Origin of the sequence: Roseobacter litoralis Och 149 (assembly GCF_000154785.2) — a bacterium.
GTDB lineage: Bacteria > Pseudomonadota > Alphaproteobacteria > Rhodobacterales > Rhodobacteraceae > Roseobacter > Roseobacter litoralis.
Window position 1 is genome coordinate 1,410,234 of sequence record NC_015730.1, and the last position, 25,415, is coordinate 1,435,648.

The 25,415-nt window shown below is 54.4% G+C and carries 27 protein-coding genes and 1 pseudogene; 12 read left to right on the forward strand and 16 right to left on the reverse strand.

The window, feature by feature from the left end; translation table 11 throughout:
* Nucleotides 1–12: 12 nt before the first annotated feature.
* Nucleotides 13–1,197, reverse strand: a pseudogene (locus RLO149_RS06610) (tyrosine-type recombinase/integrase).
* A 299-nt stretch (nucleotides 1,198–1,496) separates the two neighbouring features.
* On the opposite strand from RLO149_RS06610, the gene RLO149_RS24405 reads away from it, so the two are divergent.
* Complete coding sequence (locus RLO149_RS24405; protein ID WP_342626654.1) at nucleotides 1,497–1,832, forward strand: Arm DNA-binding domain-containing protein; 336 nt, start codon at nucleotides 1,497–1,499, stop codon at nucleotides 1,830–1,832.
* Here the strand turns inward: RLO149_RS24405 and RLO149_RS06620 are convergent.
* The 10 genes from RLO149_RS06620 to RLO149_RS06665 form a co-directional block, all read right to left on the reverse strand.
* Nucleotides 1,737–2,102 (reverse strand): hypothetical protein, encoded by a 366-nt coding sequence (locus tag RLO149_RS06620; protein ID WP_013961307.1) that lies wholly within the window; start codon nucleotides 2,100–2,102, stop codon nucleotides 1,737–1,739. The two genes, RLO149_RS24405 and RLO149_RS06620, sit on opposite strands and share 96 nt — an antisense overlap.
* Entirely contained in the window at nucleotides 2,103–2,489 is a 387-nt protein-coding gene (locus RLO149_RS06625; protein WP_013961308.1) for a response regulator, read from the reverse strand. It lies immediately after the preceding gene.
* Nucleotides 2,480–3,364: a CheR family methyltransferase gene (locus RLO149_RS06630; protein ID WP_013961309.1), complete on the reverse strand. Its 885-nt coding sequence runs from the start codon at nucleotides 3,362–3,364 to the stop codon at nucleotides 2,480–2,482. The genes RLO149_RS06625 and RLO149_RS06630 overlap by 10 nt, the downstream gene beginning before the upstream one ends.
* The gene (locus tag RLO149_RS06635; protein ID WP_013961310.1) at nucleotides 3,364–3,822 is read right to left on the reverse strand and encodes a chemotaxis protein CheW; all 459 of its coding nucleotides are present in this window, start codon (nucleotides 3,820–3,822) and stop codon (nucleotides 3,364–3,366) included. Before RLO149_RS06635 ends, RLO149_RS06630 begins: the two co-directional genes overlap by 1 nt.
* Entirely contained in the window at nucleotides 3,819–6,059 is a 2,241-nt protein-coding gene (locus RLO149_RS06640; protein WP_013961311.1) for a chemotaxis protein CheA, read from the reverse strand. The genes RLO149_RS06635 and RLO149_RS06640 overlap by 4 nt, the downstream gene beginning before the upstream one ends.
* A 10-nt stretch (nucleotides 6,060–6,069) precedes the next feature.
* Nucleotides 6,070–6,435 (reverse strand): response regulator, encoded by a 366-nt coding sequence (locus RLO149_RS06645; RefSeq protein ID WP_011569186.1) that lies wholly within the window; start codon nucleotides 6,433–6,435, stop codon nucleotides 6,070–6,072.
* Nucleotides 6,432–6,707, reverse strand: a complete 276-nt coding sequence (locus tag RLO149_RS06650) for an STAS domain-containing protein (protein WP_013961312.1) — start codon at nucleotides 6,705–6,707, stop codon at nucleotides 6,432–6,434. Before RLO149_RS06650 ends, RLO149_RS06645 begins: the two co-directional genes overlap by 4 nt.
* Nucleotides 6,708–6,945: 238 nt before the next feature.
* Nucleotides 6,946–8,028, reverse strand: a complete 1,083-nt coding sequence (locus RLO149_RS06655; protein WP_013961313.1) for a methyltetrahydrofolate cobalamin methyltransferase — start codon at nucleotides 8,026–8,028, stop codon at nucleotides 6,946–6,948.
* 18 nt (nucleotides 8,029–8,046) lie between these two features.
* A complete protein-coding gene (locus RLO149_RS06660; protein ID WP_013961314.1) occupies nucleotides 8,047–8,973 on the reverse strand; it encodes a methylenetetrahydrofolate reductase in 927 nt (308 codons plus the stop codon).
* A gap of 47 nt (nucleotides 8,974–9,020) precedes the next feature.
* Nucleotides 9,021–9,317 (reverse strand): virulence factor, encoded by a 297-nt coding sequence (locus RLO149_RS06665; RefSeq protein ID WP_013961315.1) that lies wholly within the window; start codon nucleotides 9,315–9,317, stop codon nucleotides 9,021–9,023.
* Between the two features lie 263 nt (nucleotides 9,318–9,580).
* Between RLO149_RS06665 and RLO149_RS06670 the strand changes: the two genes are divergently transcribed.
* The 6 genes from RLO149_RS06670 (at nucleotide 9,581) to aqpZ (ending at nucleotide 17,916) form a co-directional block, all read left to right on the forward strand.
* Nucleotides 9,581–10,696 carry a Ppx/GppA phosphatase family protein gene (locus RLO149_RS06670; protein ID WP_013961316.1) on the forward strand — a complete coding sequence of 372 codons (1,116 nt, stop codon included), beginning with the start codon at nucleotides 9,581–9,583 and terminating at the stop codon, nucleotides 10,694–10,696.
* Complete coding sequence (locus RLO149_RS06675) at nucleotides 10,696–11,418, forward strand: RlmE family RNA methyltransferase (RefSeq protein ID WP_013961317.1); 723 nt, start codon at nucleotides 10,696–10,698, stop codon at nucleotides 11,416–11,418. The genes RLO149_RS06670 and RLO149_RS06675 overlap by 1 nt, the downstream gene beginning before the upstream one ends.
* A gap of 93 nt (nucleotides 11,419–11,511) precedes the next feature.
* On the forward strand, nucleotides 11,512–12,084 hold the full coding sequence (locus tag RLO149_RS06680; RefSeq protein WP_013961318.1) for a hypothetical protein: 573 nt from the start codon (nucleotides 11,512–11,514) through the stop codon (nucleotides 12,082–12,084).
* 408 nt (nucleotides 12,085–12,492) lie between these two features.
* Nucleotides 12,493–15,522: a cyclic nucleotide-binding domain-containing protein gene (locus RLO149_RS06690; RefSeq protein WP_013961320.1), complete on the forward strand. Its 3,030-nt coding sequence runs from the start codon at nucleotides 12,493–12,495 to the stop codon at nucleotides 15,520–15,522.
* A gap of 238 nt (nucleotides 15,523–15,760) precedes the next feature.
* Nucleotides 15,761–17,092 (forward strand): trigger factor, encoded by a 1,332-nt coding sequence (gene tig / locus RLO149_RS06695; RefSeq protein ID WP_013961321.1) that lies wholly within the window; start codon nucleotides 15,761–15,763, stop codon nucleotides 17,090–17,092.
* Nucleotides 17,093–17,226: 134 nt separating this feature from the next.
* Entirely contained in the window at nucleotides 17,227–17,916 is a 690-nt protein-coding gene (gene aqpZ, locus RLO149_RS06700; RefSeq protein ID WP_013961322.1) for an aquaporin Z, read from the forward strand.
* Nucleotides 17,917–17,972: 56 nt separating this feature from the next.
* On the opposite strand, the gene RLO149_RS06705 is transcribed toward aqpZ, so the two are convergent.
* The 4 genes from RLO149_RS06705 to rpsF form a co-directional block, all read right to left on the reverse strand.
* Nucleotides 17,973–18,614 (reverse strand): alternative oxidase, encoded by a 642-nt coding sequence (locus tag RLO149_RS06705; RefSeq protein WP_013961323.1) that lies wholly within the window; start codon nucleotides 18,612–18,614, stop codon nucleotides 17,973–17,975.
* Nucleotides 18,615–18,867: 253 nt separating this feature from the next.
* Nucleotides 18,868–19,503, reverse strand: a complete 636-nt coding sequence (gene rplI / locus RLO149_RS06710; RefSeq protein WP_013961324.1) for a 50S ribosomal protein L9 — start codon at nucleotides 19,501–19,503, stop codon at nucleotides 18,868–18,870.
* 10 nt (nucleotides 19,504–19,513) lie between these two features.
* Nucleotides 19,514–19,741, reverse strand: a complete 228-nt coding sequence (gene rpsR, locus RLO149_RS06715; protein ID WP_013961325.1) for a 30S ribosomal protein S18 — start codon at nucleotides 19,739–19,741, stop codon at nucleotides 19,514–19,516.
* Nucleotides 19,742–19,767: 26 nt separating this feature from the next.
* Nucleotides 19,768–20,121, reverse strand: a complete 354-nt coding sequence (gene rpsF, locus RLO149_RS06720) for a 30S ribosomal protein S6 (RefSeq protein ID WP_013961326.1) — start codon at nucleotides 20,119–20,121, stop codon at nucleotides 19,768–19,770.
* A gap of 331 nt (nucleotides 20,122–20,452) precedes the next feature.
* Between rpsF and RLO149_RS06725 the strand changes: the two genes are divergently transcribed.
* Nucleotides 20,453–21,031, forward strand: coding sequence for a YceI family protein (locus RLO149_RS06725; protein ID WP_013961327.1), 579 nt, complete (start codon nucleotides 20,453–20,455; stop codon nucleotides 21,029–21,031).
* A gap of 59 nt (nucleotides 21,032–21,090) precedes the next feature.
* Here RLO149_RS06725 and RLO149_RS06730 read toward each other — a convergent pair whose 3' ends face one another.
* A complete protein-coding gene (locus RLO149_RS06730) occupies nucleotides 21,091–22,290 on the reverse strand; it encodes a cytochrome b/b6 domain-containing protein (protein WP_013961328.1) in 1,200 nt (399 codons plus the stop codon).
* Nucleotides 22,291–22,480: 190 nt separating this feature from the next.
* On the opposite strand from RLO149_RS06730, the gene fabD reads away from it, so the two are divergent.
* The 4 genes from fabD to RLO149_RS06750 all read left to right on the forward strand — a co-directional run bounded on the left by fabD (nucleotide 22,481) and on the right by RLO149_RS06750 (nucleotide 25,355).
* Nucleotides 22,481–23,413: an ACP S-malonyltransferase gene (gene fabD / locus RLO149_RS06735; RefSeq protein ID WP_013961329.1), complete on the forward strand. Its 933-nt coding sequence runs from the start codon at nucleotides 22,481–22,483 to the stop codon at nucleotides 23,411–23,413.
* Between the two features lie 14 nt (nucleotides 23,414–23,427).
* Nucleotides 23,428–24,165, forward strand: a complete 738-nt coding sequence (gene fabG / locus RLO149_RS06740; protein ID WP_013961330.1) for a 3-oxoacyl-[acyl-carrier-protein] reductase — start codon at nucleotides 23,428–23,430, stop codon at nucleotides 24,163–24,165.
* Nucleotides 24,166–24,416: 251 nt separating this feature from the next.
* Nucleotides 24,417–24,650, forward strand: a complete 234-nt coding sequence (locus RLO149_RS06745) for an acyl carrier protein (RefSeq protein ID WP_013961331.1) — start codon at nucleotides 24,417–24,419, stop codon at nucleotides 24,648–24,650.
* A 171-nt stretch (nucleotides 24,651–24,821) separates the two neighbouring features.
* A complete protein-coding gene (locus tag RLO149_RS06750) occupies nucleotides 24,822–25,355 on the forward strand; it encodes a GNAT family N-acetyltransferase (protein WP_013961332.1) in 534 nt (177 codons plus the stop codon).
* Nucleotides 25,356–25,415 lie beyond the last annotated feature (60 nt).

Genomic DNA, 25,415 nt, shown 5'->3' on the forward strand with positions numbered 1-25,415 from the left:
GCCAGCGACGTGTTAGCTGCATTGCCCCGTGCAAATCTTTGCCCACCTCTCCATCAATGGCCGCCGCTGATCCAGGAAGTCGGTCTTGCGATAAGTCCGCACGACCTTGCTGTCTGAGACATGCGCCAGCACCATCTCGGCGACCTCATGTGGCGCGTCCGTCTGGTCTGCGAGCCAGGTTCGCAGGCTTGTTCTGAAGCCATGCGGACGGGCTTCAAGCTCCCTGCGTTCCATCAGCCGCGCCATGGTTGCGTCACTGATGACGCCCTTGCGAACCGACGGAAACAGATACCCATCGCGCTCTTAGGGACGGGCAAGCTCGATAACCCGTTGCGCCTCTTCGCTGAGAGGAACGCGGAAGTCCTCCGCAGCGCCGAGGCGTGCCTTCATGTTCTCTGCGGGTACGATCCAGATATCCCCTTCGATCTCGTCCAGCCGGGCGAAGCGCACGGGTGCAGAACGCAATCCGGTCAGGATGAGCAGTCGTAGCGCGAGATGTGTGATCGTCAGCTCACGCAGGGAGGCATAGAAGTCCAGAACACCCTCCCATGGCATGCTTGGGATCGACGTGACCTGGTGCCGTTGCCGCCCCAGGAGTTGCTTCGCCTTGGCAACCGCCTGCAAGTCGACATCGAGGCCCAGAGCGGCTGCGTGATCCAGAACGATCTTGAGGCGATTGGCGGCCTTCGTGGCAGTTGCAGCTTTGGCATGCCAGATCGGGGCCAAGGCGTCCCGGACATCGCTTTGGGTGATCTTGGTGACGGGCATGCGTCCAAGTTTGGGCAGCACGTGATGTTCCAACGGGCTATACCATCGTCCCGCAGTACCGTCCCCCTTGAGATCGGCTTTGCGGCTCTCGAAAGCGTCCATGGCGATGTCCTTGAGGAGATGGAGGTTGCGCATGGCGTCTCGGCGTTGCTTTCGCCGGTGTTCAATGGGGTCTTTGCCTTTGGCGACCAAAGTCCGATACTCGGAAGCCAGTTCCCGAGCATCCTTTAGGGGGAGTGCCTTCAGTCCACCTAGGCCCATCTCCCGACGCCGCCCGTAAAGCGTGTAGCGAAAGACCCATTGACCGCCGCCATCCTTGCGCTTGATCAGTCTCAGCCCATCGCCATCCTCGTGCTTGCCGGGTGGCGCGGATTTGATGAAAAGGGCTGTTAGGTTCCCCAAGAATGTATCCCCCAAATTATCCCCCATAGGTTACGGGATTTGCTGAGATGGCGCAAGAACTCCTGAGAGCGCTGTTCCAAGGAAAACCTATTTATTCCAAAAGTTTAAAGTACTATATGGGATCATATGAGACTAGATCGCCATGCCGTGTGGGGGCACCATTTCAACGTACATTGAAGCCCAAAGACATCCGATAAACCCTGTTTTACATGGATATTATTGAGACCGTTCGTCCAATGCTGTATTATGATATCCAGCTTCGTACCCGCAGATAGGGGGTATTATTTGGGGTACGGTGAAATTTGAGAAATGAGCGTACCCCCTCGATGCCTTTGAGCGACATCAAGATTGGAAGTCTTAAAGTAGGCGAAAAACCTTACAAAGTTAGCGACTTTGAAAGGCTGTTCATCTTGGTCAAAACAAGCGGGTCTAAGTCTTGGCGCTTCAAATATTGCACCAATGGCCAAGAAAAGCTTCTCGTCATAAGGGCACTTCAAAATACGATGGAAACAGAGAGGCATTTCAATCCAGAACGCTCTGACACGTGCGTACATTCGGTCAACTCGTCAGAAAATATCAACTTGGCCGCTAGCATCGATTTCGGCATTTGTAAGAGAAGATCCGAGTATCGATTTGGTAGAGTTCAACTTCAATTTATTTGATGAAATAACTTCGCAAGACACCGGAAAGGAAGTGTCAGAGACGTGACGCTTCAATACTTGGAGAAGAATAGCACAATCCTCCAATGACTGCCGGGTGAAATCCAAAGACTGAATTTTCGTGATCGACACCTCCTCACTGCTTTTCCCCCCTAGTATCAGTTTTCCAAGTTCTTCTTCGACCTCAAAAACTCGGCCTGCTAAGAAATCCAGGTGAATAGACAGCTTTTGCAAAACTGACTGTATTTCAACTGGTTGTGAGGTTTTTCCCATTTATAATCTCCCGACCACGACCTCGATGCAATTTCTGAGGCCGGCTGGTTCAAATGGCTTTTTCAGGTAATTATTCATCCCCAGTTTTTTACCGTGATCAACGATTTGTTGCTCAGCGCGTCCGGTAATTAGAATGAAACCCACACCTTTTGTTTTTGGAGAACTGCGCAAATGATGTAGCAACTGAAGTCCGTCCATTTCGGGCATATTGTAATCGGAAATTACCAAGTGCACGGGATGCGTCGCGATGGACTTCAGTGCATCAATACCGTTTTCGGCTGTTGTAACGTTTCGGACCCCGAATGCGTCCAAAGCTTGTGTAATCAGCCCGCGGCTAGTCGACATATCATCTACAACCAAAATGCGAATTTGATCTCTCAGAGACATTTTCTTTCCTTACAAGCTAATTCTTCATGTGCGTTCTTGTGTCGGTAGGTCGTCGGGCCCTGGTTCGCGAAACCAGACAAATCGGGGTCTGAAATCCGCTCTGAATGTCCAAGAAAAAGAAAGCCATCGGGTTTTAGCTGCTTTCTAAAGCGTGGCCATAGCGAATTTTGCGTGACCGCATCAAAGTAAATGATGACGTTGCGACAGAAAATTACATCCATCTGCTGTTTCATTGGCCAGTCGGACAACAAGTTCAGCTCTTTGAAAGCTATTGTTGACTTTATCAAGCTTTTGGCCTGAAACGACGACTCATTTCCGTCGCGACATTCAGTAAAGTACTTTTTTAGCCGATCTTGGTTCACTCCAGACAAAAGTCGTTGCGGATATGTGCCTTCAGATGCGAAGTCCACCACTTTTTGGTCAATGTCTGAAGCCAATATTTTAAAATCGAGTTGAGATAGTTCAGGATAACTGTCCAAAGAGGCCATTGCGATCGAATATGCTTCTTGGCCGTTGGAACATCCGGCTGACCAAACTCTAAAACGACCACCCTTCCGTAGTACATCTATCTTCGCTGGTAACACTTTCGTTTGCAGGATGTCGAAGTGGTGCTGTTCCCGGAAAAAGTGTGATACGTTCGTCGTTAATGCAGAAATCATTTCGCGTCGTTCGGAAATACCATTGTCCGAGCATACGAATTGCGCGTACTTCGGGAAACTGTCGATGCCAACTGCTTTAAGGCGATGCCGCAGCCTCGATTGTATCATTGACATTTTTTCTGCGACTAGTTGCAGACCACTTTCCTTGTAGGCTAGTTCTGCAATAGATTTGAAACTGGTCTCATCTAAACCAGCGGTTTCCAGTTTATCGCTCATTATGCTGCGCTACTCTGTTCTTTGGAAACAATTGTAGAAAGATCCAAAACGCGAATCATTCGTTCGTTGATCAAAGTAAGTGCGCTGACCACGTTCTGGCTTGCACTTGGCTGCATCTCTGGCGGTGGCTGTAGATCATCGACAGTTAATGCAATTATGTCGGACACGGCGTCGACAAGAAGTCCAGTCATGCTTTCTTCGTGGTTCACAACGATTATAACATTGCGGTCAGTGTGCTCTCTCGGGCTTAGACCCAATCGTTGCGCTAAGTCCATGACAGGTAATACTGTTCCACGGAGATTGATTACCCCCTTCATGTAGCTCGGGGCGTGGGGCAACGGTGTTGTTCTGGTCCATCCGCGAATTTCTCTTACCGACATAATATCTAAAGAGTATTCTTGATCAGCGAGCTGAAAAGTCAGGAGTTCCAAGGTCTCCGGCGTATCTTTGTCACTCATGTTGTCGCTCCTGATAGAGTAGAACCATGCCCAGGTATGTTAGATCCGATGGCGTTTGTGATGATGTCTGACGTGTCCAAGATCAAAGCGATCTGGCCGTCGCCTAGAATAGTGGCTGCGGCAATTCCTGGGGCGCGATAAAAACTATCGTCCAGACCTTTGATGACGACTTGCCGCTGATCTTGGATACTGTCGATTACGAGCGCCGCGCGACTTTCGTCTTCATGGGCTATCAGTAAAACGACGGAACCTTCATAATCATTGATTGGACCCCTGTACCCTAATTCCTCTCCTAAATCGAAAAGAGGCACAAAGCCGCTTCTTACCCTCACAACGTTTGCGCCGGGCCGGACCATCTCAACGTCATCGTTGCTGAGTGTCAGTGTTTCGATTACTACGTTCAGCGGAAGAACCAATGTTTCGTCGGCAACCTGAACGACCATTCCGTCCAGTACCGCCAGTGTGAGTGGCAACGAGATTGAAAAGGTTGTCCCTGATCCCGGTGTTGACGAAATTGTAATGCGCCCACCTAAGGCTTGTATCGCCGTCCGCACAACGTCCATCCCCACGCCGCGACCGGATAAGTCGGATACAACTGACGCGGTCGAGAAGCCGGGTAAGAATAGTAAGTTGTCAATTTCGCTTTCTGACAGCGATGCGTCCTTTGAGATCAACCCCTTGTCGATGGCAATCTGCAGGACCTTCGGTCGGTTGATACCGGCCCCATCATCCGCGACTTCGATGACCACCCGCCCCGATCTGTGTGCAGCAGTAAGCTTGACTTGGCCTTGTGCTGGCTTTCCAGCCGCCAACCTCGCTTCTGTTGTCTCCAAACCATGATCGACAGCATTTCTGATCATATGGGTCAGTGGATCAGCCAACCGCTCAATTACTGTCTTATCGACTTCGGTTCCCTCGCCGTTGGTGACAAGGCGCACATCTTTTTCGACAGCAGCCGAAGATTCACGAACGATTCTAGACATGCGTTGGAAAAGAGACTTAACAGGCTGCGCGCGGATCATCATCACGCTGTCTTGGATGTCCCGGGTCAGTCGCTGAAATTCTTCAAGTCCATTCATAGCGTCGGAGTGGGGAGACAGTCCTGAGCTTTCCAAGCTTTGAGAGAGCATCGCTTGGTTGATGACCAATTCACCAACAAGGTTCACCAGACGTTCAATCCTGTCCAGATCCACGCGAACAACTGATTTAGCCGGCGCGGCAGGGGGTGGCGTTTTCTGTTCTGCCTTCTTTGGCGCGATGACCTCTTTTGCTGTGTCGGGCTCTGGCTGGGGCGCGGCTGCCAGCGGAACTTCTTCTGGCGCTGGTGTTTCCGTCAGGGCAGGGGCCGCCAATTCGTCAGTTGGATTTGATGCGACCGCTCCCGTTTCGGCGATGTCCTCTTCTTCTGCTTTGTTTTCGGGGGCTTTTTTGATATCCAAAATACATAAGCCTTCGACAAACTCAAAAGCTGCGGCAATTTCAGCCTCCTCAACTTCCGTTGATAACTCAATGAACCAAGATAAATAGGCGTTCTCAGGGGCGAGGCTGGCAAGATCAGGTACCTGATCCGTTTTACAAGTGACTTTGCACTCGCCCATTTCATTCAAGGCACGCAGAATTTGGAAAGGTTCGTTTCCTGTTTCGTAGAGCTCGTTTTCAGGTTTGAACGTAATTTCATACTTAGAGTGCGACGGGCTCTCTTCTTCGTCGAAACTCAAAGGGGGAAGCAGGTTGATGGTTTCCTCGTCATCACCGTCGCCCAAATCGAGATCGAAAGACAAAACAGCCGGTTGAAAATCAATTTCCTCTTCGACTTCTTCCTCATCAGAAAGCGTGCCGTTTTCACCTAGTAGTTCATCCAGTTGCGAAAGGAGCTTGGCCGTGTCATCCTCTGGCAGCGTGCCCGCGTCACGGCTGGTGCGTACCAAATCTGAAAGGTGATCTGAGCACTGAAAGAACAGTTTAAGCGCATCTGCATCCGCGACCATGCGCCCAGCACGGATTTCGTCAAGAACTGTTTCGAAGCGATGTGCGAACCTGACCAGCGCCTCCAAACCAAATGCCCCGGCACCGCCTTTGATGGAGTGAACTGCCCTAAAAACAACGTTGATTGTCTCGGGATCACCCGCGCCATCATCAAGAGCTTCGAGGCCATCCTGGAGCGCTTCCAGCAATTCCTCGCATTCAATAAAGAAAGAAGCGCGGATTTCCGCCATTGGATCGTTTGAATCAGTCATTTGCAGCCTCTTACCCAGCGACCATTTGGAGCGCTTTGACGAGTTTGTTGGGATCAAACGGCTTGACGATCCACCCAGTGGCGCCAGCACCCCGTGCGCGCGCCTTCAACTCGGGTGCGGCTTCGGTTGTAAGCACAAGGATTGGCGTGGCACGATGTTTGTCTTGTTCGCGGACGGCGTCGATGAACCCAAAACCATCCATGCGAGGCATGTTGATGTCTGTAATAATGGCATCAGGCTCAAGCCCCTCAAGCACTTCAATGCCGTGAATGCCGTCGTCAGCGGTATGGACTGTAAAGCCCGCGGGTACGAGGGCCAAGCGGATCATATCACGCATCGTGCGGCTGTCATCTACCGCGAGAATTTCGAGTGTCATGGACGCCCCCTTGTCATGGATTCTGGTGTCATTCCCATCACGCGCATCTGATCGAGGACGCGATCGGAAACGTTTGTGATCGAAATTTTGCGATTTTCAGATTGTGCTGTGGCGGCAGCGGATATCACCACCTGCATGCACAAGGCTCCAAAATGTTTTACCTCTGTGAGGTCCAAAACGATTTCCTTGTCCTTGCAGTCTCGCAAGGTCGTCGTCAAACCGGATGCCGCTGCCAGATCCAATTTGGTGTCTAAAACTATTGGTTCGCTCATTCTATCACCGCAAACGTGCTGGTTTTCGAAATGTACATACCGGTCTCCAAATTAGCGCAGTTCTGATCTGTTCCTCGTTTTAGGGGGCAGTCCGTTAAAACGGCGTTACTAGCAGAAAAATTAAGTGCGAAAAAAACCTCCCACGGATTGAATACTTGTGAAATCCTTGATTTCAAATAAAAAAACCCCCGGCGTTGTGATTGCCGGGGGTCGGTAAGGCGTCAGTTCAAAAAGCGGATCAGGCGCGACGACGGCGACCACCGGTGCGACCTGCACGTCCGCGCCCTTCCTGACCGGGCTTGGGGGCTTCCTTGTTGAACTCGATCCACGCGCCACCATGCGGGTCGTTGTTGGTCAGGAAATTGGCAGCGCGAATGGCTTCCATCTCTTTTCCGGGGCGCGGTTGGGTCGATCCCAAACCCGTCAACTGGCAAAAGACCTCCAGTTCCATGTCGTCAGGAAACACCACGCCTGCCGCGGCGAGCTCCAGTCTTTTGGCTTCGATTTTAGCCGCCGGAACGGGCAGGGCCACCGGGTTCATAATCGCGGACGTCATGCCTGCCCCCATGGCCATTGGCAAAAACGCATTGTTGATGCCATGGCGATTGGGCAGGCCAAAGCTTATGTTGGAGGCGCCGCACGTTGTGTTAACGCCTAATTCTTCGCGCAAACGCCGCACAAGCGTGAAAACCTGATGGCCAGCTGTTGCCATCGCACCGATTGGCATCACGAGCGGGTCAACAACGATGTCATGCGCCGGGATGCCGAAATCAGCGGCACGCTCTACAATCTTCTTTGCAACTGCAAAGCGCACATCCGGATCTTCCGATATCCCTGTATCATCGTTTGAAATGGCCACTACGGGGACGTTGTATTTCTTGACCAATGGCAAAACGACTTCCAGCCGTTCTTCTTCCCCCGTGACGGAGTTCAGCAAAGGGCGACCTTCAGCGGCCTCAAGGCCCGATTCCAGCGCGCCAGGCACCGAGCTGTCGATACACAGAGGCGCGTCAACAATGGCCTGCACCCGCAATATCAACTCGCGCATCAAAGGAGGTTCGACGAAGTTGTTATCTGCATAGCGCGCGTCTTCGGCCATTTTATTCGAAAACACAGCGCCCGAATTAATGTCCAGCACGGTTGCCCCCGCAGCGACCTGCGCAATTGCATCCGCCTCGACGGTGGAGAAGTCGCCCGCTTCCAGTTCAAGCGCCAGTTTTTTGCGCCCTGTCGGGTTAATGCGTTCCCCAATCACGCAAAAGGGCTGATCAAACCCGATGATCGCAGTCTTGGTTTTTGATTCGACGATTGTCTTTGTCATCAGGGATAAGTCCTTGGATCAGGCGTTTGCCGGTGTTGCGGAGGATCCGCCGTTTTCGATGGCCCAGTTGGCGTTTGTCTTGATCCCGCCGAGTGGGAAGAAATGAACATGCGTGACGTTAAAATCGGGGTTGGCTGCCTTGTGGTCCGCCAATTGCGAAACGACGTCCATCGGTTCGTAGGGCAGAAGCAGTTTTGTGACATCCATCGCGCGTTTCTGCAGCACCTTGAGCGATGGGCCAACGCCACAGGCAATCGCGAACTTGATCAGCGTTTGCAGCTTGGCCGGACCGGCGATGCCGATGTGAACGGGCAGGGTGATCCCTTCGGCAGCAATACCGTCTGCCCATTTGATAATTGGCTTGGCATCAAAGGCAAATTGCGTGGCGATGGCCAGTTGTGCATCTGTTCTGGATTGGAAATCGTTTTTCCACCGCAATGCAGCGCTGACATTTTTCATCGACCCATCTGCGTCAATATCCCTGTTGCCTTCGGGGTGGCCCGCAACATGCAGGCGTTTGAAGCCGGCTTCATCAAAGAGACCCGTTTCCATCAGTTGCATGGAGCTGTCAAAATCACCGTGCCGGGAGTCTACGCCACCTGCCAGCAACAGCGCCTGTGAAACATTCGCCTCGCCCTGATACCTTGCGATCCAGTCTTTCAGAGTGTCGCGGTCTTTGATGATCCGGGCAGGAAAATGGGGCATCACCGCAAAACCGTCTTCGTTGAGGCGCTTTGCCGTTGCCACCATCTCTTGAATGGGTGTCCCTTCGATGTGGGCGATGTAAACCCGCGTGCCCTCGGGCAGCAAACTGCGGAAATCTTCCACTTTCTCGGCGGTGCGCGGCATCACCTCTATAGAGTAGTCGCGCAGAAAGGCCTCAACCGCTGGGTTCACGGAGGGGGAGGCGGACGCATCTCTGCGCTTGAAATTCAACAATGCCACAAGGCGTTCCTTTCGAGACAGGAGTGTATCTATCAGATTGGCCAGATTCAGGCCCAACCATCGTTATCAATCAGCGCCTTGAGGCGCGCGCGGTCAAATTCAGCGTCTAGTCGGGCGGCCTCGGCATCTGCAATCTCATCCGGCGTTCCCGGCATTTCCACAGGCGCTGCCTTGCGCCATTCTGCAAGATAGGCATCCGTATCGCCTGCGCCAACCTTCATGGCCGCACGGTCGATCGCCTGCTCGAACCGCTCTGGCAACGGTCGTTTTGATCCGCGACGCCCTTTTCCCACAATCACCTGAGCGGGGATATCGCGCCAATATACAATAGTGACTTCGGGCATCGTGATTCCTACCTGTTGTTTATCCTGTCTAACGATCCGACTTTGTCGGATACGGGTGAATTTCGACAAAATAGGCCCTGTCCGCGACGTGGCGGTTTGCAACAGATCGGAAAATGCCCAGCGAGAGGCATGCGCGCCCCTCCATGCACGGTACTTTTGACAATGGACTGACTGCGAAAACCAAAGGAAAGGGTGCGCCCGCGCTTGCGCAGCAGACACACAGCCGTTAGCGTAAACCTAACTCGAAATGAAAGGCGCAACCCATGGCGCCACAGCGTCACAAAGGTGCGGGCGCGCTCAAAAGTAAGACGGCTCTGAGCCCCGCGCCAGTTCCGCCCCGATCAGGTGAGCTTTTTGCAGCCCTTGATCTGGGTACAAATAGTTGCCGCATGTTAATCGCGCAGCCAGAAGGCAGCGGGTTTCATGTCGTCGACAGCTTTTCCAAATCGGTGCAACTGGGCGCCGGTCTGGAAAAAACCGGGCGTTTGTCGCGCGGATCCATGACCCGTACCATCCAGGCATTGCGCGTGTGCCAGCAGAAACTGAAGCGCAACAAGGTGCGATACATGCGTCTGGTCGCGACCGAGGCCTGCCGCCGTGCGCAGAACGCGGATGAGTTCATTCGTCGTGTGCAACGCGAAACGGGGCTGCGTCTGGATATCATCAAGGCGCAGGAAGAAGCCCAACTGGCCGTGATCTCCTGCGCGCCGCTGGTCAGTCGCTCCACCGAGAACCTTCTGGTGGTCGATATTGGCGGTGGGTCCACCGAACTGGTCTGGATTGACCTCAAGGATGTCCCCAAGAATGATCGGACACGCTCTATCATGCATCTCAACGCCGGGTTTGCCCAAGGGTTGAGTGATGTGCCCGCGGCGCGTGTTGTCGACTGGATTTCGGTTCCTTTGGGCGTTGCGACGTTGCGGGATCAGTTCAATGACGTGGATGATGATGCGGCGCGCTTTGCGTTGATGAGTTGGTTTTTTGAGGAAAACCTGTCTGACTTTGCACCCTATCATAATACGCAACCGCAGGAAAAATTTCAGATTGTCGGCACCTCTGGCACTGTCACGACGGTTGCGGCAAGCCACTTGGGACTAAAACGGTACGACCGTAAAAAGGTGGATGGTCTGCATATGACGACGGATCAGATTGACCGTGTAATACGCTCATACCTCGCCTTGGGGCCGGATGGGCGGCGTGCGGATCCGCGCATTGGGGCGGACCGTCACGCGCTGATCATGTCGGGTGCTGCGATCTTGCAGGCGCTGATGCGCTGTTGGCCGACGGACCGGTTATCTGTGGCGGATCGCGGCCTGCGCGAAGGGCTGTTGTACGCTCAGATGAGCGCGCAGGGTGTGTTGGAAGACGGAGCGTTCTGATGGTGAAAAAACCGGGCAGTCAAAATACATCCGGGCGTGGGCAGCGCGACCTGAAAGTTAAGGTCAAAACCGCGCGTGGGCGCAAGCTCAGCTCAACACGCTGGCTTCAACGACAATTGAACGATCCTTACGTCAAACGCGCGCGCAGTGAGGGGTATCGCGGTCGGGCGGCCTATAAGATTCTGGAACTGGACGATAGGTTCCGCTTTCTGGTGCCCGGCGCGCGTGTGGTTGATCTGGGTTGTGCGCCCGGTGGCTGGTGTCAGGTTGCCGTTAAACGCGTGAATGCGCTGGGGGAGCGGACAAGCAAGGCGCAGGGCAGTGTTCTGGGTGTCGATTTGCAGGAGATGGAGCCGATCGCGGGCGCCGACCTTTACCAGTTGGATTTCATGGCTGATGACGCGGATCAGCAAGTGCGGGCGTGGATGGGCGGCAAGGCCGATGTGGTGATGTCTGATATGGCTGCCTCAAGCTCCGGGCATAAGCAAACGGATCATTTGCGCATTATTGCCCTGTGTGAAGCTGCGGCTTATTTTGCATTTGATGTTTTGGAAGAGGGCGGCACCTTTGTGGCAAAAGTGCTTGCTGGTGGCGCAGAGGGCGAGCTGCAAAAGCTGTTGAAACAACGATTTACAAAAGTTTCGAATATAAAACCGCCCGCCTCGCGGCAGGACAGTTCAGAGAAATTTGTTGTCGCAACCGGATTTCGCGCCGAAATCTGAACCCTTTTACCTCGTATTAAACTCAACCTGCCTATTTTGCGGCAGTAGCCAAGCCATGTTGGCCGGCCATTTAACTAATGAGGGAACCTGAATATGTTTCGCACTATTTTGCTGTCCGCACCTTTGGTTTTTGCAGCTAGTCTTGCTCAAGCGGTGGATGCACCGCCTGCAATGCGCGCATTTGTCGAGGCTGACGTTATGAGTTGGGCGCAATCCGCGCAGGTTGTTGATGCAATCAATTCTCAAAATGCTGAAACCGCCGGAAGTTCGGAGGCACAGGTCATCGAATGGGATACATCCTGGCGTGCACAGGTCGGACAGTCGGATCAGCCTTTGATCAGCGACGTTATGGGGCGCAATCTTTCCACCTTTCTGGGTGAGCAGGTTGAGGCGTCAGGCGGACGGATCACTGAAATATTTGTCATGGATGCGTTGGGTCTGAATGTTGCGGCAAGCGATGTCACCTCTGACTATTGGCAGGGTGATGAAGCGAAATTCACCGAAACCTACGGCGCAGGCGCCGGTGCAGTGTTCGTGGATGCCATTGAATTCGACGAGAGCACGCAAAGCTATCAAGGTCAGATTTCCATTACGCTGTCCGATCCGGCAACCGGTCAACCCATTGGCGCGATGACGATCGGTCTGAATGCAGAAGCATTCTTTTGAATGATCCGAGAAGTGTGGGCCCGCTGTCAAACGTGGGTCTGCACCGCCATGGTTTTGAACTGCGCCATGGCTTTAGCGGATCGGTGGGCTTTGATCGGTCGGCTTTCGCTATTTGAACAATCGATCATAACAGAACGCGTCTTGATGGATGCCACCTTTAGTGCCTTGTCTTTTATTGCCGGGCGGCGCTCAGCAGCGTGAACCCGAACATGTGACGCCCTGAGCGTGCTAGTTCGAGCACGCATCGACGCTTCGAATTACTGACAACAGGCCAAGGTTGTCCGCATAGACCGGTGTCGTTTCGCCCGTGTCTGGCCGCGACAAGATTCTAAAAACCGACGTAAAAGGTTTGCTGTATCGCGCCTTACCCCGTTAAGCTGATGCTATTCATGATTGGCAGACGCGCGCATGGGGGTGCGTTCTATCGAAAAGACATTGTTCAAGTTTATTTGGCGCCACTCAAAGCGCGACCAGTTCATTCTTTTGGCAGTGACATTAACACTGTTCCCGTTCTTGTATTTGACCCTCGAGTTACCCAAGCGGATCATCAACGATGCAATTGGCTCTCAGATGGCAGTCATTTCGGTTGCGGGTTTTGAGTTTACTCAGGTCCAGTTCCTTTGGCTCTTATGCATGGCTTTCCTGCTGTCGGTACTGGTACATGGCCTGCTGAAAATGCGAATCAACACAATGAAGGGTGTGTTGTCTGAACGAATGCTGCGCCGGCTGAGGTATGGTCTGATAGAGCGGATGCTGCGCTTCCCCAAACCGTATTTTCGGCGCACATCGCAAGGCGAGCTCGTCGCAATGATTACCGGTGAGACAGAACCTATGGGTGGGATGATGGGGGATGCATTGGCGCAGCCTGTCTTGCAAGCCGGACAAATGTTGACGATCCTCATGTTTTTATTCTTGCAAAGCGTTTGGTTTGGGTTGGCTGCTATTGCTTTGATCCCGCTGCAGGCCTGGCTGATCCCAAAGTTACAGCGCCAGATCAACATCATGAACAAGGCCCGGATCAAAGAGGTACGCGCGCTTGCGGCTTTGATTGGCGAGACGGCGAATGGTGTCGGCGATTTGCGCCAAAACGGTGGATGGCGTTACCGTCTCGCTCTGGTCACGCAGCGGTTAGGGATCGTCTACGCAATCCGGTTTCGTATCTACCAAAAGAAGTTCTTTATGAAGTTTATCAATAACTTCATCACGCAACTGACGCCGTTTTTCTTTTTTGCAGTGGGGGGGTATCTCGTTATTCAAGGCGCTGTATCGCTTGGTGCTCTGGTTGCAGCCTTGGCGGCTTACAAAGACCTGAGCTCACCCTGGAAAGAGCTTTTGGCCTATTACAATCAGGCGCAGGATATGAGTCTGCGATGGGAAACCGTCGTTGATAAACTCTCGCCCACAGGTGTCATTGATGAGACCCTGATACATGATCAGTCCCCCACTGACGTGCGCTTGAATGGCGATCTGGCCATGAAAGACGTCAATGTGATGGATGCGGATGGTAACATGGTGCTGGAAGGGATCACACTGAATGCGCCACCCGGCGCCTTGGTCGCGATCGAGGCGCAAAGCGAGGAAGACCGGCAAGCCCTCGCCGATGTGCTGACCAGAGAGGTCATGCCCCTCAGCGGTACAATCCATATCAACGGTCATGCGTTGCGCAGTCTACACCAGACAACGCTCGCGCACCGGATTGGTCACGCCACATCGCATCCCGCGCTTTTTCGCGGTTCATTTGGCGATAACGTGATGATGTCGATGTTTCAGGCTTTGCCACAAAAGCCAACGGAAGATCAGCAACATACGATCACAGAAGCATTGGCATCAGGCAACAGCCCGGACCTGGCTGACACAGATTGGATTGATCCTGATCGGGCGGGAGAAGCAGACAAAGAAGCGCTGCGCCGCTGGTGGTTAACACTTATTGATGCAATCGGATCGGACGGGCCCATCTACCGCAAATCCCTGGATCAGATCGTAACAGGTGAAGTGTCAACGGATTTGCAGCAAAAGTTGGTCGAGTGTCGTCCCATAGTCTGGGCCGCTCTGAAAGAGGCGGCGCTGGAAAAATACGTACACCGATTTGATCCTCAAGCCTACAATCCGGCATTGCCCGTGACCAGCAATTTGATTTTTGCCACGCTCAGGCAGGCGATGACACAGGATCAATTGGCGCAACAGACCGAATTTTTCGCACTTCTGCGGCGTCTCAATCTGGAAAGCAGTCTTTTGTCGCTTGCCAAAGACGTCATCGAATTGCTGGCCCAGATTTTTGGCCAAGACGGGACCGAACACCCATTGTTCCGTAAGCTTGGTCTTGAACCTGCGTTTTTTGAGAAGTCTTTACAGGTCATAGCTTCGGCAAAAGACAAGCCGCTGGAGCGTCTGTCGGAAGCAGATAAAGCTGTTTTGATGACCATCCCGGCACAAATAACCGCCGAGCAGATCGGCCCTGCCTTTACCGAAACAATGAAACAGCAAATCGTGACGCAACGCGTTCAAAACCGCGAGAAACTCATGGACTCACTGGGTGACATATATGCGCCCCTTGACCCCTCACGCGTTGCAGAAGGTGTATCCGTTCTTGAGAATGCACTTTTTGGCAAGTTGTCTGACAGTGCAGGCGCGCGGGCGGATGATGTGCGACGGCGCGTGTCGGAAGTGCTGGAGGAAGAGGGGCTGAAATCGCAGGTCATTGATCTGATTTATGATGTTCCACTTGAATTGAACGGATCGAACCTACCTGCCGTATTTGCCGAGGCGCTCGCGGTGATGCGCGCTACGATCAAGCGCCCTGATATACTTATCATGGAGCAGACACTCACCAGTTATGACATGGATCTACGCGTCACAGCGCATAAAAATATCCGAAAACTGTTACCCGATGCCACGATGATCTATATTTCGGACCGTTTCGAGGATGTCGAGAGGTTCGATGTTCATCTTGAAATCGTGCAAGGGCGCATGCAAGCAGCAGAACCCATTGAAAACACCCCAGAAGACTCGGTGGCGCGTGCGGATTTGCAGCGCAAGTTACGAGCGCTTGAGGCCACCGATCTGTTCTCGGGCTTGAACCGTCGTCAACTGCGTTTGCTTGCCTTCGGGGCGAAGTGGTTTGAGGCCGAAGCAGGGGATACGATTTTTTCCAAGGGCGATGATCCAACCGACGGCGCGTATATGATCCTGTCTGGTGAAGCAAACCTGCTGAAACCCTCGGATGAGGGGCATGAGACGCTGATTGCGACGGTCGAGCCGGGCAAGCTGGTCGGGGAATTGGGTCTCATCCGCAACGAACCGCGTGCGCTCACGATGCGAGCAAAATCTGACGTGATGGCGTTGCGTATTGGCGCAGAGGAATTTTTGGCAGTCGTGGAAAACGATGCTGCAACCGCGTTCAAACTCTTGCAGGTGGTTGCGGGATACGCAGGTAATTAGGCTTGTGATGCGCTGGTAGGTTCCGTGTCGTCTCAGGTCCGGGGTTAGCCTGTAATTGCTCAATCCGTGTGATCGGGAGCCACGTGAATGAGGCGAGAACATTGAGATGTATTCACAAGCCGCACGGCCTTTGGGGTTTATCGGTTCGCAGCCTCTTGCACCTTGGCTGCGACGCACATAGAAGAGCGGAAATTTGATATCCGCGTCTGTCTGGCGCGCCTTACCCTATGGAGCACATATGCAGGTCACCGAGACGCTGAACGAAGGTTTGAAACGCGGCTATGCCATCAAAGTAACCGCGGCGGAACTGGATGCCAAAGTCAATGAAAAGCTGGCAGAAGCCCAGCCCGAAGTTGAAATGAAAGGCTTTCGCAAGGGCAAGGTGCCCATGGCGCTGCTGAAAAAGCAGTTCGGTCAGAAGGTCATGGGCGAAGCGATGCAGGAAAGCATTGACGGCGCGATGAGCGACCATTTCACAGCCTGTGGCGATCGCCCGGCGATGCAGCCCGAGGTCAAGATGACCAATGAGGACTGGAAAGAAGGCGACGATATCGAAGTGTCGATGTCGTACGAGGCGCTTCCGGACATTCCTGACGTTGATTTTTCCACGATCGAACTTGAAAAAATGACCGTCAAAGCGGATGACGCAGCGATTGACGAAGCCTTGGGCAATCTGGCGGAAACGGCGCAGAATTTCGAAAGCCGCAAAAAGGGTTCGAAGGCGAAGGACGGCGATCAGATCGTCATGGATTTCTTGGGTAAAGTCGACGATGTGGCGTTTGACGGCGGTGCGGCTGAAGATTATCCTCTTGTGCTAGGATCAAACTCGTTCATCCCGGGGTTTGAAGAGCAGCTGGTTGGCGCCAAGGCGGGGGACGAAACCTCGGTTACAGTTACATTCCCGGAAAACTACCAAGCGGAAAACCTTGCCGGCAAGGAAGCAGTTTTTGAATGCACCGTCAAAGAGGTCAAAAAGCCTGTCGCAGCGGAAATTGATGACGAATTGGCAAAGAAGTTCGGCGCCGAAGATCTCGCGGCCCTCAAAGGTCAGATTGCAGAGCGTCTTGAAGCAGAATATGCGGGTGCGGCACGCGCTATCATGAAACGTTCGTTGCTCGATGCCTTGGATGATATCGTCGACTTTGATTTGCCGCCATCACTGGTCAGTGCCGAAGCGGGTCAAATCGCACACCAACTCTGGCACGAGGAAAACCCGGACGTCGAAGGGCATGACCATCCGGAAATCACGCCGACGGATGAACACACAAAACTGGCTGAACGCCGCGTGCGTCTTGGCCTGCTGCTGGCCGATATTGGTCAGAAGGCAGAGGTCGAGGTAACGGACGCAGAAATGAGTCAGGCGATCATGAATCAGGCGCGTCAATACCCTGGTCAGGAGCGTCAGTTCTTTGAGTTCGTGCAGCAAAACCAGCAGATGCAGCAACAAATGCGGGCGCCGATTTTCGAAGACAAGGTCGTTGACCATGTATTCGAGGGCGCAAAGGTAGCGGAAAAAGAAGTCTCCAAGGACGATCTTCAGAAAGCTGTTGAGGCGCTCGAAGAAGAGTAAACCACTCTCCTTCAGTCGATTATCAGAACCGGTGTCAGAAATGATGCCGGTTTTTTATTTTTCCCATCGCGATTTGAAATTCATTCAGTTTAAGGTTGAACGCACCATACACTTGAATTGCAAAGAGGTGCGCGATGACAAAGAGACTTATGGCCGAATTTTTCGGCACGTTTTGGCTGGTATTCGGAGGTTGCGGCAGCGCTGTTTTGGCCGCTGGCGTTGCTGATGTAGGCATTGGCTGGCTTGGTGTGAGCCTTGCATTTGGCCTGACGGTGATGACGATGGCCTACACGGTGGGCCATATTTCAGGCGGGCATTTCAACCCTGCGGTGTCTCTGGGTCTCATGATTGGCGGCCGGTTTGATGCCAAGGACCTCTTGCCATATTGGGCGGCTCAGGTCGCGGGTGCGGTCGTGGCAGCGGCTGTTCTGTTTGTGGTGGTATCGGGCGGCGTCGGATTTGAGGGCGTTGGCGGATTTGCATCCAATGGCTACGCCGAAGCCTCGCCGCAGGGGTATTCGATGATGTCTGTACTGGTCATCGAGGTGGTGCTGACCGCGTTCTTTCTGATCATCATTCTGGGGTCCACGTCGTCAGGTGCCCCGGCGGGATTTGCGCCCATCGCAATCGGTCTGGGGCTGACGTTGATCCACCTCATTTCGATTCCAGTCTCCAACACTTCGGTCAATCCGGCGCGCTCAACCGGTGTTGCGCTCTTTGCAGAGGGCCCTGCAGTGGGCCAACTCTGGCTCTTTTGGGTTGCCCCCCTGATCGGTGCTGCCATCGGCGCGGCGATCTGGAAGATGATGACCACCGACGATTGACGGCGCGGCACAAGGCCGTCCATCGCCTCCCTCGTGAATGGGGGGCGATGCGATCACTAGGCGGAGGACGCCAGCTCGTTTGCCATTTCGTGATTGCGATCCCTGTGGCCGGCTTCGTCAGCGCGTACGGCAATGATGACCTCACGGAGCCGAGCGTCCGGCGGTAACTTCCAATAATCGATGGCGATTTGCGGTGCCGCTATGTTCTGAACACGGCCCGCATCAACTTCTTCCAGATACTGCGTGTAGCTGATGACGGCTTCTTCCTCCAGATAGGCGACGACGCGATGCGCGGTGCGCGGCGCAAACAGGTAGAGCACAAAATACAGATTAAAGAACACGCCTTGCCCTGCGATGATAAGGTAGCGTTCCAGCCGACTGGGTTCGGCTACTTTGATGAATGTCATCAAATGCATCCGTTCGTTCTCGGCTTCATCAAGAAGTTCGCGCACCCATCCTTCGTCATCGCGCAACCTGCGCAGGGCTTTAAGATGCTGCAACATGCCACCGACCATGCCCGGAACCGCCGCGACTGTTTCCAGCACAACGGCGCGGTGCCCGTAACGCTTTGCAAAGAACTTGTCTGCAAAGACGCGCATGAATTTGACCAGCCGCAATGCAAAGCGATCGCGGACGTCTTTGGGTGGTGTATGGTGGATCAAGGCGTCTGGGTCTTTGGCCGTTGATTTGTCGAACATCAATTCCTCCTGTTTCTGTCAGGAAATATGATGTGACCAGCGCGCGAAACAAGGTATTGCGTCATTTTGCGCAAGTATCTGGTGTTTCACATCGTTTGTATGTTCGGGCTGTCAGAACAGCGGCGTGAACAAAAAGAACCTTGATCGTGCAAACATTCTATCCGGCTAATGGCGGTGGTGGCGCGAATTGTGTGGCCCCATAAAAAAGGCCGGGACTGACATCCCGGCCTTTCAGTATCGATAATACGTATAGTTACGCTTTCGCAGTATCTTCGTCTTCGCTTTCATCTGCGGGTGCAACACCAGCAGCGTCCGCCAGATCTTCGTCTTCCGAGGCTGCGGCACCGATATCGTCAAACAGCTCCTGAATTTCGAATTCAGCGGCTGCTTCTTCTTCGGCGGCCAGTTCCTGAATGGACTTACCAGAGGCTTGCAGTTCAGCTTCTTCAACGGAACGCGCGACATTCAACTGAATTGTCGCGTCCACTTCGGGGTGCAGAACCACTTGGACGTCGTGCAGTCCGAGCTCTTTGATCGGGGCCAGCACGACCTGTTTACGGTCGACAGAAAAGCCTGCTTCGGTTGCCGCCTCGGAGGCGTCACGGGTCGTGACCGAACCATAAAGCGCGCCAGAATCAGAGGCCGAGCGAATCACGATGAACTGTTGTCCATCAAGTTTGGCTGCGAGTGCTTCAGCTTCTTTGCGCGTTTCAAGGTTGCGTGCCTCAAGTTGCGTTTTCTGCTGCTCAAAAGCTTCGATGTTTGATTTTGAGGCCGACAGGGCCTTGCCCTGCGGCAAAAGGAAATTGCGTGCGTAACCGGGTTTGACGTCGACAACTTCGCCCATTTGGCCCAATTTCGCGACACGTTCCAGAAGGATAACTTGCATGATGTTCTCCTTACTTCACTGCGTAGGGCAGAAGGGCCAGAAAGCGGGCACGTTTGATGGCACGGGCCAGCTCACGTTGCTTTTTGGCGGAAACTGCGGTGATGCGGGACGGTACGATCTTGCCACGCTCAGAGATATAGCGCTGCAAAAGACGGGTGTCTTTGTAGTCGATCTTTGGTGCGTTGTCGCCTGAGAAGGGGCAGACCTTACGACGGCGGAAAAATGGTTTGGTAGCCATGGTTTATGTCCTTATCCTAATGTCGATCAACGACGTTCGCGGCGGTCGCCACGCTCTTCGCGCTTCTGCATCTGAACAGATGGCAGTTCCGCGTGTTCATCAACCTTGATCGTCAAAACGCGCATCACATCATCATGCAGACGCATCAGGCGTTCCATCTCATGGACGGCCGGTGCAGGCGCATCAGAGCGCAGGAATGCATAGTGACCCTTGCGGTTCTTGTTGATCTTGTACGCCATCGTTTTGACGCCCCAGTACTCGTGATCCACGAGTGCGCCACCGTTGTCGGACAGGACGGTCCCAAAATGTTCGATCAACCCTTCGGCCTGTGTGTTCGACAGGTCCTGACGTGCGATCATAACATGCTCGTATAAAGGCATGTGTCTTCCTTATTTATATCAGGGCGCATTTCAAAGGCAGGGCGTTTCCCCTTTTGCGGCCCCACCACGAGAGACTGCGCGGTTCAAAATTCTTGCAAAAGGAAGTGCTGCGTATACACGGTTTCTGTCATGACGCAAGGCTGCGCGCGCACATGAGATAAGGGGTGCTGGCGATCTGTAATTGCATGGGCCCGAGTGGCTATTTTCGCACAAAAAGCACCAAACCGACCTGTTGTGTTCGTATCTGCGCATAACCTGTTCGTGAACGGCATTTGTTTTTGGCACCATCTGCCCCATGTTTTAATCTCACAACAACACGGAGATATCGGCGATGAAAACTCTCGTTCTAGCGGCAGCACTTGCTGCAACAGCTTCTTTTGCTTCTGCAGCAGACAAATATGTTCTGGATGCCAGCCACAGCCAGGTTCTGTTCAGTTATAACCACCTCGGGTTTTCAACAACCTTTGGCATGTTCTCTGGTTTCGAAGGGGAAATCATGTTTGACGCAGAAAACCCAGCCGGGTCCAGCGTTGCAGTCTCCATGCCAACAATGAGCATGTTTACCGGTTGGGAAGACCGCGAGACACATTTCATGTCGGAAGACTTTTTCGGTGCAACTGACGAAGACATGATTTCTTTCACGTCGTCATCCATCGAAGTCACCGGAGAGAACACTGCGAAGATCACAGGCGATCTCACCATGAACGACGTGACCAAACCCGTGGTGCTGGACGCGGTGCTGAACAAGTCCGGCCCATACCCGTTTGGCCCCAAGCAAGGGACGCCCACGCTGGGCTTTGATGCCACAACCACGCTGCTGCGGTCTGATTTCGAGCTTGGCGCTTTCGCGCCTGCGGTGAGTGATGAGGTCACGGTGCAAATCTCGATTGAAGCGCTTCAGGCGGAATAATCGACCCATATACCGACACGATTGAAAAGGCCGCGCCATGACAGCGCGGCCTTTTTCGTTCAGTCGCTTTCGCTGGCGGTGAGGCTGACGGCAATATTCACCCCAAAGCCCACAGCACTTTCATCCTTTTGTGATTCGCCGACGTTGAAATCCCGGCGGTCGATCTGCAAACCGCCCTGCATTGTTGCGACACCGTCGGACACATCGAGCGTGAAGGGCAGGGTGGCGGGAAGCGTGGTGCCCTTGATGGTCAGCGTGCCGATTGCCGCATAGCCCTGTTCGCCCCGCTCGATTGTGGCATTGAAACTGGCGGTCGGGAAACCTTCGACGTTGAAGAAATCGCTGCCCATGGCATCGGATGTGACCGACCCCAGCGTCAGCGAGCCGATGGAGACGACCACATCCACCGATCCCGCAGGGCCGCTTTGCACGGTTTCGTCAAAGCTGATCGCCGCTGTCCAGTCGGCAAAGCTGCCGGTCACAGCCGAGCCGAGCTGCTGCACGGTGATTTCAAGGGTGCCGTCCTGTACGACCCAATCCGACTGCACCGCTTCGAGGGCGGCGGCCTGAACACTGCCGTCGTGTTTTTCATAAAGACCCAAGCCAGCCCCGGTCGCCACCGCACCGCCCCAGATGACCAGGGCAACGGCCAGCGGCAGCACCGTGGCGTGGCCCGCGTTGACAGCGGGCACCTGCGGGGTGCCGGGCAGCATCCGTCGCAAAGTGCTATCACGGTCGATGAAGTGGTGTTTCAGCGCGCCCGCAGCGTGCAGAAAGATCGACACGACCAGCACGCGTTCGAAGACGATGTGCAAGCCTGCCGTAAACCCGGCGAGCGCTTCTGATTTCGGGATCAGCGGCAAGTTCTGGCCCAAGGGCCACCAGATCGGCGCAAACCCGGAGGTCGCGGCGTGGTGCACCCAGCCCGATAGCGGAACCAGCAGCAGTGAACCATAAAGCAGCCAGTGCACCGATTGCGCCGCAAGACTTTCCACTTTGCGATCGGCGTGCAGCAGGGCGGGTTTGGGCTGGCTGATGGCCCAGATGATGCGCACGAGCGCCACGAAGAACACTGTCACGCCGAGCGTTTTATGCAGCGAAAAGTACCATGCCTTGCGCGTGAGTTGCTCAGAGGTCTCATAGGGCAGATCATTGGCAAAGATGCCAAGCGGTATCAGCGTCAGGATCAGCAAGGCGGTGAGCCAGTGAAATGTCTTGGCAACGCTTCCATAATGCTGTGTCGTGTTGGAAAGGGTCATCCTGCTTCTCCGGTCGGTGTGCAATTATGAGTAGTGTAGGCTCTTGAGCGGGCAGGGCAATCTGTTGTGATGCACAGGGTTTGCGCAAAGATGTAGCGCAGGCACTGCCAGCGCGGTGCGACTGGCCGTTGCTCTCGGGGTGCGGGCAGGCTAATCGGGAAGCAGTATAGAAAACCGAAGGGCAGATTTCATGAGCATTGCATTTGTTTTCCCCGGTCAGGGGGCTCAGACGATTGGCATGGGGCGCGCACTGGCCGAAGCCTATCCGGCCGCGCAGGCTGTGTTTGATGAGGTGGATGATGCCTTGGGTGAAAAGCTGAGTGCGTTGATCTGGGAGGGCGATATCGAAACCCTGACGCTGACACAGAACGCACAACCCGCGTTGATGGCCACGTCAATGGCCGCGATCCGAGCCTTGGCGTCTGAGGGTATCGGCGTTGATAAACTGTCTTTTGTGGCGGGCCACAGCCTTGGGGAATATTCCGCTTTGGCCGCCGCGGGGACGTTCTCGATTGCCGATGCGGCGCGGCTGTTGCGCACACGCGGGCTGGCGATGCAGCGTGCGGTGCCCGTGGGGCAAGGGGCGATGGCGGCTGTACTGGGATTGGATTTCGACACGGCGACGGACGTCGCCGCACGCGCTGCACAAGGGCAGGTGTGCCAGATCGCAAATGAGAACGATCCGGCGCAGAACGTGGTATCGGGGGAAAGGGGCGCCGTTGAGCGCGCCATCGTTCTGGCCAAGGAGGCAGGCGCGAAACGCGCGCTTTTGCTGCCGGTCTCGGCACCGTTCCATTGTGCCTTGATGGCACCGGCGGCGAAAGAAATGGCGCAGGCACTGGAAGAGGTCGAGATGTCAGCGCCACAGGTGCCTCTGGTGGCGAATGTGCTGGGAACGGCTGTGGAGGATCCTGCCCGGATCAAGGAACTGCTGATTGATCAGGTGACAGGGCAGGTGCGCTGGAAAACCTCGGTCGAATGGATGGCCGCGCAGGGCGTGACAGAATTCTGGGAGATCGGCGCGGGCAAAGCCCTCAGCGGGATGATCCGGCGCATCGCAAAAGACAGCGTGTCACGTGCGATCGGCACCCCCGATGATATCAAAGCGGCAGTGAATGCCTGAAGGGAGAAGAATAGATGTTTGATCTGACAGGAAAGACAGCCCTGATCACTGGGGCCTCAGGTGGAATCGGCGCGGATATCGCGCGCGCGCTCCATGGTGCGGGGGCAACGGTGGGGTTGTCTGGCACGCGCGTGGCACCCCTTGAGGCGCTTGCGGCGGAGTTGGGCGAGCGGGCGCATGTGCTGCCCTGCAACCTGAGCGATATGGCTGCGGTTGAGGCTTTGCCGAAAGAAGCGGCGGCGGCGATGGGATCGGTGGATATTCTAATCAATAACGCGGGCATCACGCGCGACAATCTGTTCATGCGGATGTCGGATGAGGAATGGAATTCCGTCATTGATGTCAATCTGACGGCCACGTTCAAGCTGTGCAAAGGTGTCATGCGGGGCATGATGAAGGCGCGCTGGGGCCGCATCATCAACATCTCAAGCATCGTGGGGGCGACGGGAAATCCCGGACAGGCGAATTATGCGGCGTCCAAGGCGGGCATGGTCGGCATGTCCAAAAGCCTCGCCTATGAGGTCGCGAGCCGTGGCATTACGGTGAATGCCGTGGCACCGGGTTTCATTGAAACGGCGATGACGGACAAGCTGACGGATGAGCAAAAAGCTGCGATCATGGGGCAGATCCCCGCTGGTCGGATGGGGTCCGCAGGCGAGATTGCGGCCGGTGTTTTATATCTCGCCAGCCCCGAAGCGGGCTATGTCACGGGAACGACCTTGCACGTGAACGGCGGCATGGCCATGTTGTAGCACGCGCAGGCGCGCAACCAGAACAGGATGCACAATGCGTTTGCCATCGTTGCAGCTTGTGATAAAGGGGGCGCAGAATTTAACGTGATGGTAGCATTTGTTACCGCGTAAAGACCCGTTCCAGACAGGCATCTCGATGCAGGAACGGGGATCGAGCCGCCCTTTGGGGCATGCGCTTGCATAACCGGGTAAATTCGGTAAGTGAGCAACCGAAAGGGGCCAGTGCTGGCCCGAATGAATGAGGGACTATTATGAGCGACATCGCAGATCGCGTGAAGAAAATCGTTGTGGAGCACCTTGGTGTCGAAGAAGACAAGGTAGTCGAAAGTGCGTCTTTTATTGACGATTTGGGCGCAGACAGCCTTGATACCGTCGAGCTGGTAATGGCCTTCGAAGAAGAGTTCGGCATCGAGATTCCAGACGATGCGGCTGAAACGATCCAAACCTTCGGCGATGCGGTTAAGTTCATCACCGAAGCGTCCTGAGTTAATTATCGGACGTTTTCTGGCGTAACAGCTTCAAAAAGCGCCTCTCCCTTGCGGAGAGGCGCTTTTTTTTTGATGAGATTCGCCAAAGGGTTGAATTTCTCCACATAAATGTTTCTGTTGTAAGGCAGAGGGCGCAAAGCTCCGCACCGCGAACAGAGGCAGATTACCATGTCGCGCACGATCCCGACGATAAATACGCACCGCTTAACGCTGCGCGGTATGCGGGCTGAAGATTTCAACCGCTTCGCCGAGATATGGGCGATGCCGGAAGTCGTGAAGTATATCGACAAAGAGCCCTGGCCACGCGGCAAGGCATGGGATGCGTTCCTTAAGCACGCAGGTCATTGGCAGATTACGGGTTTCGGTCAATGGGCGATCCTGCGCCATCGTGCCCCGGAGATGTCAGGGCAGGTCGGCTTTTTCTACGGAAAACGCGGTCTGGGCGCTGATTTTGACGATGCAGCGGAAGCGGGATGGGTGTTGGCACCGGACGCCCATGGGCAAGGCTATGCAACCGAAGCGGTAAGTGCGGCACATGATTGGTTCGACCGGGTGATCACCGGACGTCTTGTCTGCATGATCGATCCGCGCAACACCGGGTCACTCACCTTGGCAGAGCAAATGGGCTATGCGCTGATGCGGGAGGTATCGTATCAGGGCAGTCCGGTACGCCTTTTTGAGCGCAAAGGGCCGCCGCAGTAACGGGTGTTCCTGAGGTGCAAGGTTCCAAGGGCTCTTGCACAGAAACAACTGCTCAAGGTA

Coding starts and splice junctions, on each gene's coding strand:
- RLO149_RS24405 (WP_342626654.1), top strand. CDS start 1,497: ATGCCTTTGAGCGACATCAAGATTGGAAGTCTTAAAGTAGGCGAAAAA.
- RLO149_RS06620 (WP_013961307.1), bottom strand. CDS start 2,102: ATGGGAAAAACCTCACAACCAGTTGAAATACAGTCAGTTTTGCAAAAG.
- RLO149_RS06625 (WP_013961308.1), bottom strand. CDS start 2,489: ATGTCTCTGAGAGATCAAATTCGCATTTTGGTTGTAGATGATATGTCG.
- RLO149_RS06630 (WP_013961309.1), bottom strand. CDS start 3,364: ATGAGCGATAAACTGGAAACCGCTGGTTTAGATGAGACCAGTTTCAAA.
- RLO149_RS06635 (WP_013961310.1), bottom strand. CDS start 3,822: ATGAGTGACAAAGATACGCCGGAGACCTTGGAACTCCTGACTTTTCAG.
- RLO149_RS06640 (WP_013961311.1), bottom strand. CDS start 6,059: ATGACTGATTCAAACGATCCAATGGCGGAAATCCGCGCTTCTTTCTTT.
- RLO149_RS06645 (WP_011569186.1), bottom strand. CDS start 6,435: ATGACACTCGAAATTCTCGCGGTAGATGACAGCCGCACGATGCGTGAT.
- RLO149_RS06650 (WP_013961312.1), bottom strand. CDS start 6,707: ATGAGCGAACCAATAGTTTTAGACACCAAATTGGATCTGGCAGCGGCA.
- RLO149_RS06655 (WP_013961313.1), bottom strand. CDS start 8,028: ATGACAAAGACAATCGTCGAATCAAAAACCAAGACTGCGATCATCGGG.
- RLO149_RS06665 (WP_013961315.1), bottom strand. CDS start 9,317: ATGCCCGAAGTCACTATTGTATATTGGCGCGATATCCCCGCTCAGGTG.
- RLO149_RS06670 (WP_013961316.1), top strand. CDS start 9,581: ATGGCGCCACAGCGTCACAAAGGTGCGGGCGCGCTCAAAAGTAAGACG.
- RLO149_RS06675 (WP_013961317.1), top strand. CDS start 10,696: ATGGTGAAAAAACCGGGCAGTCAAAATACATCCGGGCGTGGGCAGCGC.
- RLO149_RS06680 (WP_013961318.1), top strand. CDS start 11,512: ATGTTTCGCACTATTTTGCTGTCCGCACCTTTGGTTTTTGCAGCTAGT.
- RLO149_RS06690 (WP_013961320.1), top strand. CDS start 12,493: ATGGGGGTGCGTTCTATCGAAAAGACATTGTTCAAGTTTATTTGGCGC.
- tig (WP_013961321.1), top strand. CDS start 15,761: ATGCAGGTCACCGAGACGCTGAACGAAGGTTTGAAACGCGGCTATGCC.
- aqpZ (WP_013961322.1), top strand. CDS start 17,227: ATGACAAAGAGACTTATGGCCGAATTTTTCGGCACGTTTTGGCTGGTA.
- RLO149_RS06705 (WP_013961323.1), bottom strand. CDS start 18,614: ATGTTCGACAAATCAACGGCCAAAGACCCAGACGCCTTGATCCACCAT.
- rplI (WP_013961324.1), bottom strand. CDS start 19,503: ATGCAAGTTATCCTTCTGGAACGTGTCGCGAAATTGGGCCAAATGGGC.
- rpsR (WP_013961325.1), bottom strand. CDS start 19,741: ATGGCTACCAAACCATTTTTCCGCCGTCGTAAGGTCTGCCCCTTCTCA.
- rpsF (WP_013961326.1), bottom strand. CDS start 20,121: ATGCCTTTATACGAGCATGTTATGATCGCACGTCAGGACCTGTCGAAC.
- RLO149_RS06725 (WP_013961327.1), top strand. CDS start 20,453: ATGAAAACTCTCGTTCTAGCGGCAGCACTTGCTGCAACAGCTTCTTTT.
- RLO149_RS06730 (WP_013961328.1), bottom strand. CDS start 22,290: ATGACCCTTTCCAACACGACACAGCATTATGGAAGCGTTGCCAAGACA.
- fabD (WP_013961329.1), top strand. CDS start 22,481: ATGAGCATTGCATTTGTTTTCCCCGGTCAGGGGGCTCAGACGATTGGC.
- fabG (WP_013961330.1), top strand. CDS start 23,428: ATGTTTGATCTGACAGGAAAGACAGCCCTGATCACTGGGGCCTCAGGT.
- RLO149_RS06745 (WP_013961331.1), top strand. CDS start 24,417: ATGAGCGACATCGCAGATCGCGTGAAGAAAATCGTTGTGGAGCACCTT.
- RLO149_RS06750 (WP_013961332.1), top strand. CDS start 24,822: ATGTCGCGCACGATCCCGACGATAAATACGCACCGCTTAACGCTGCGC.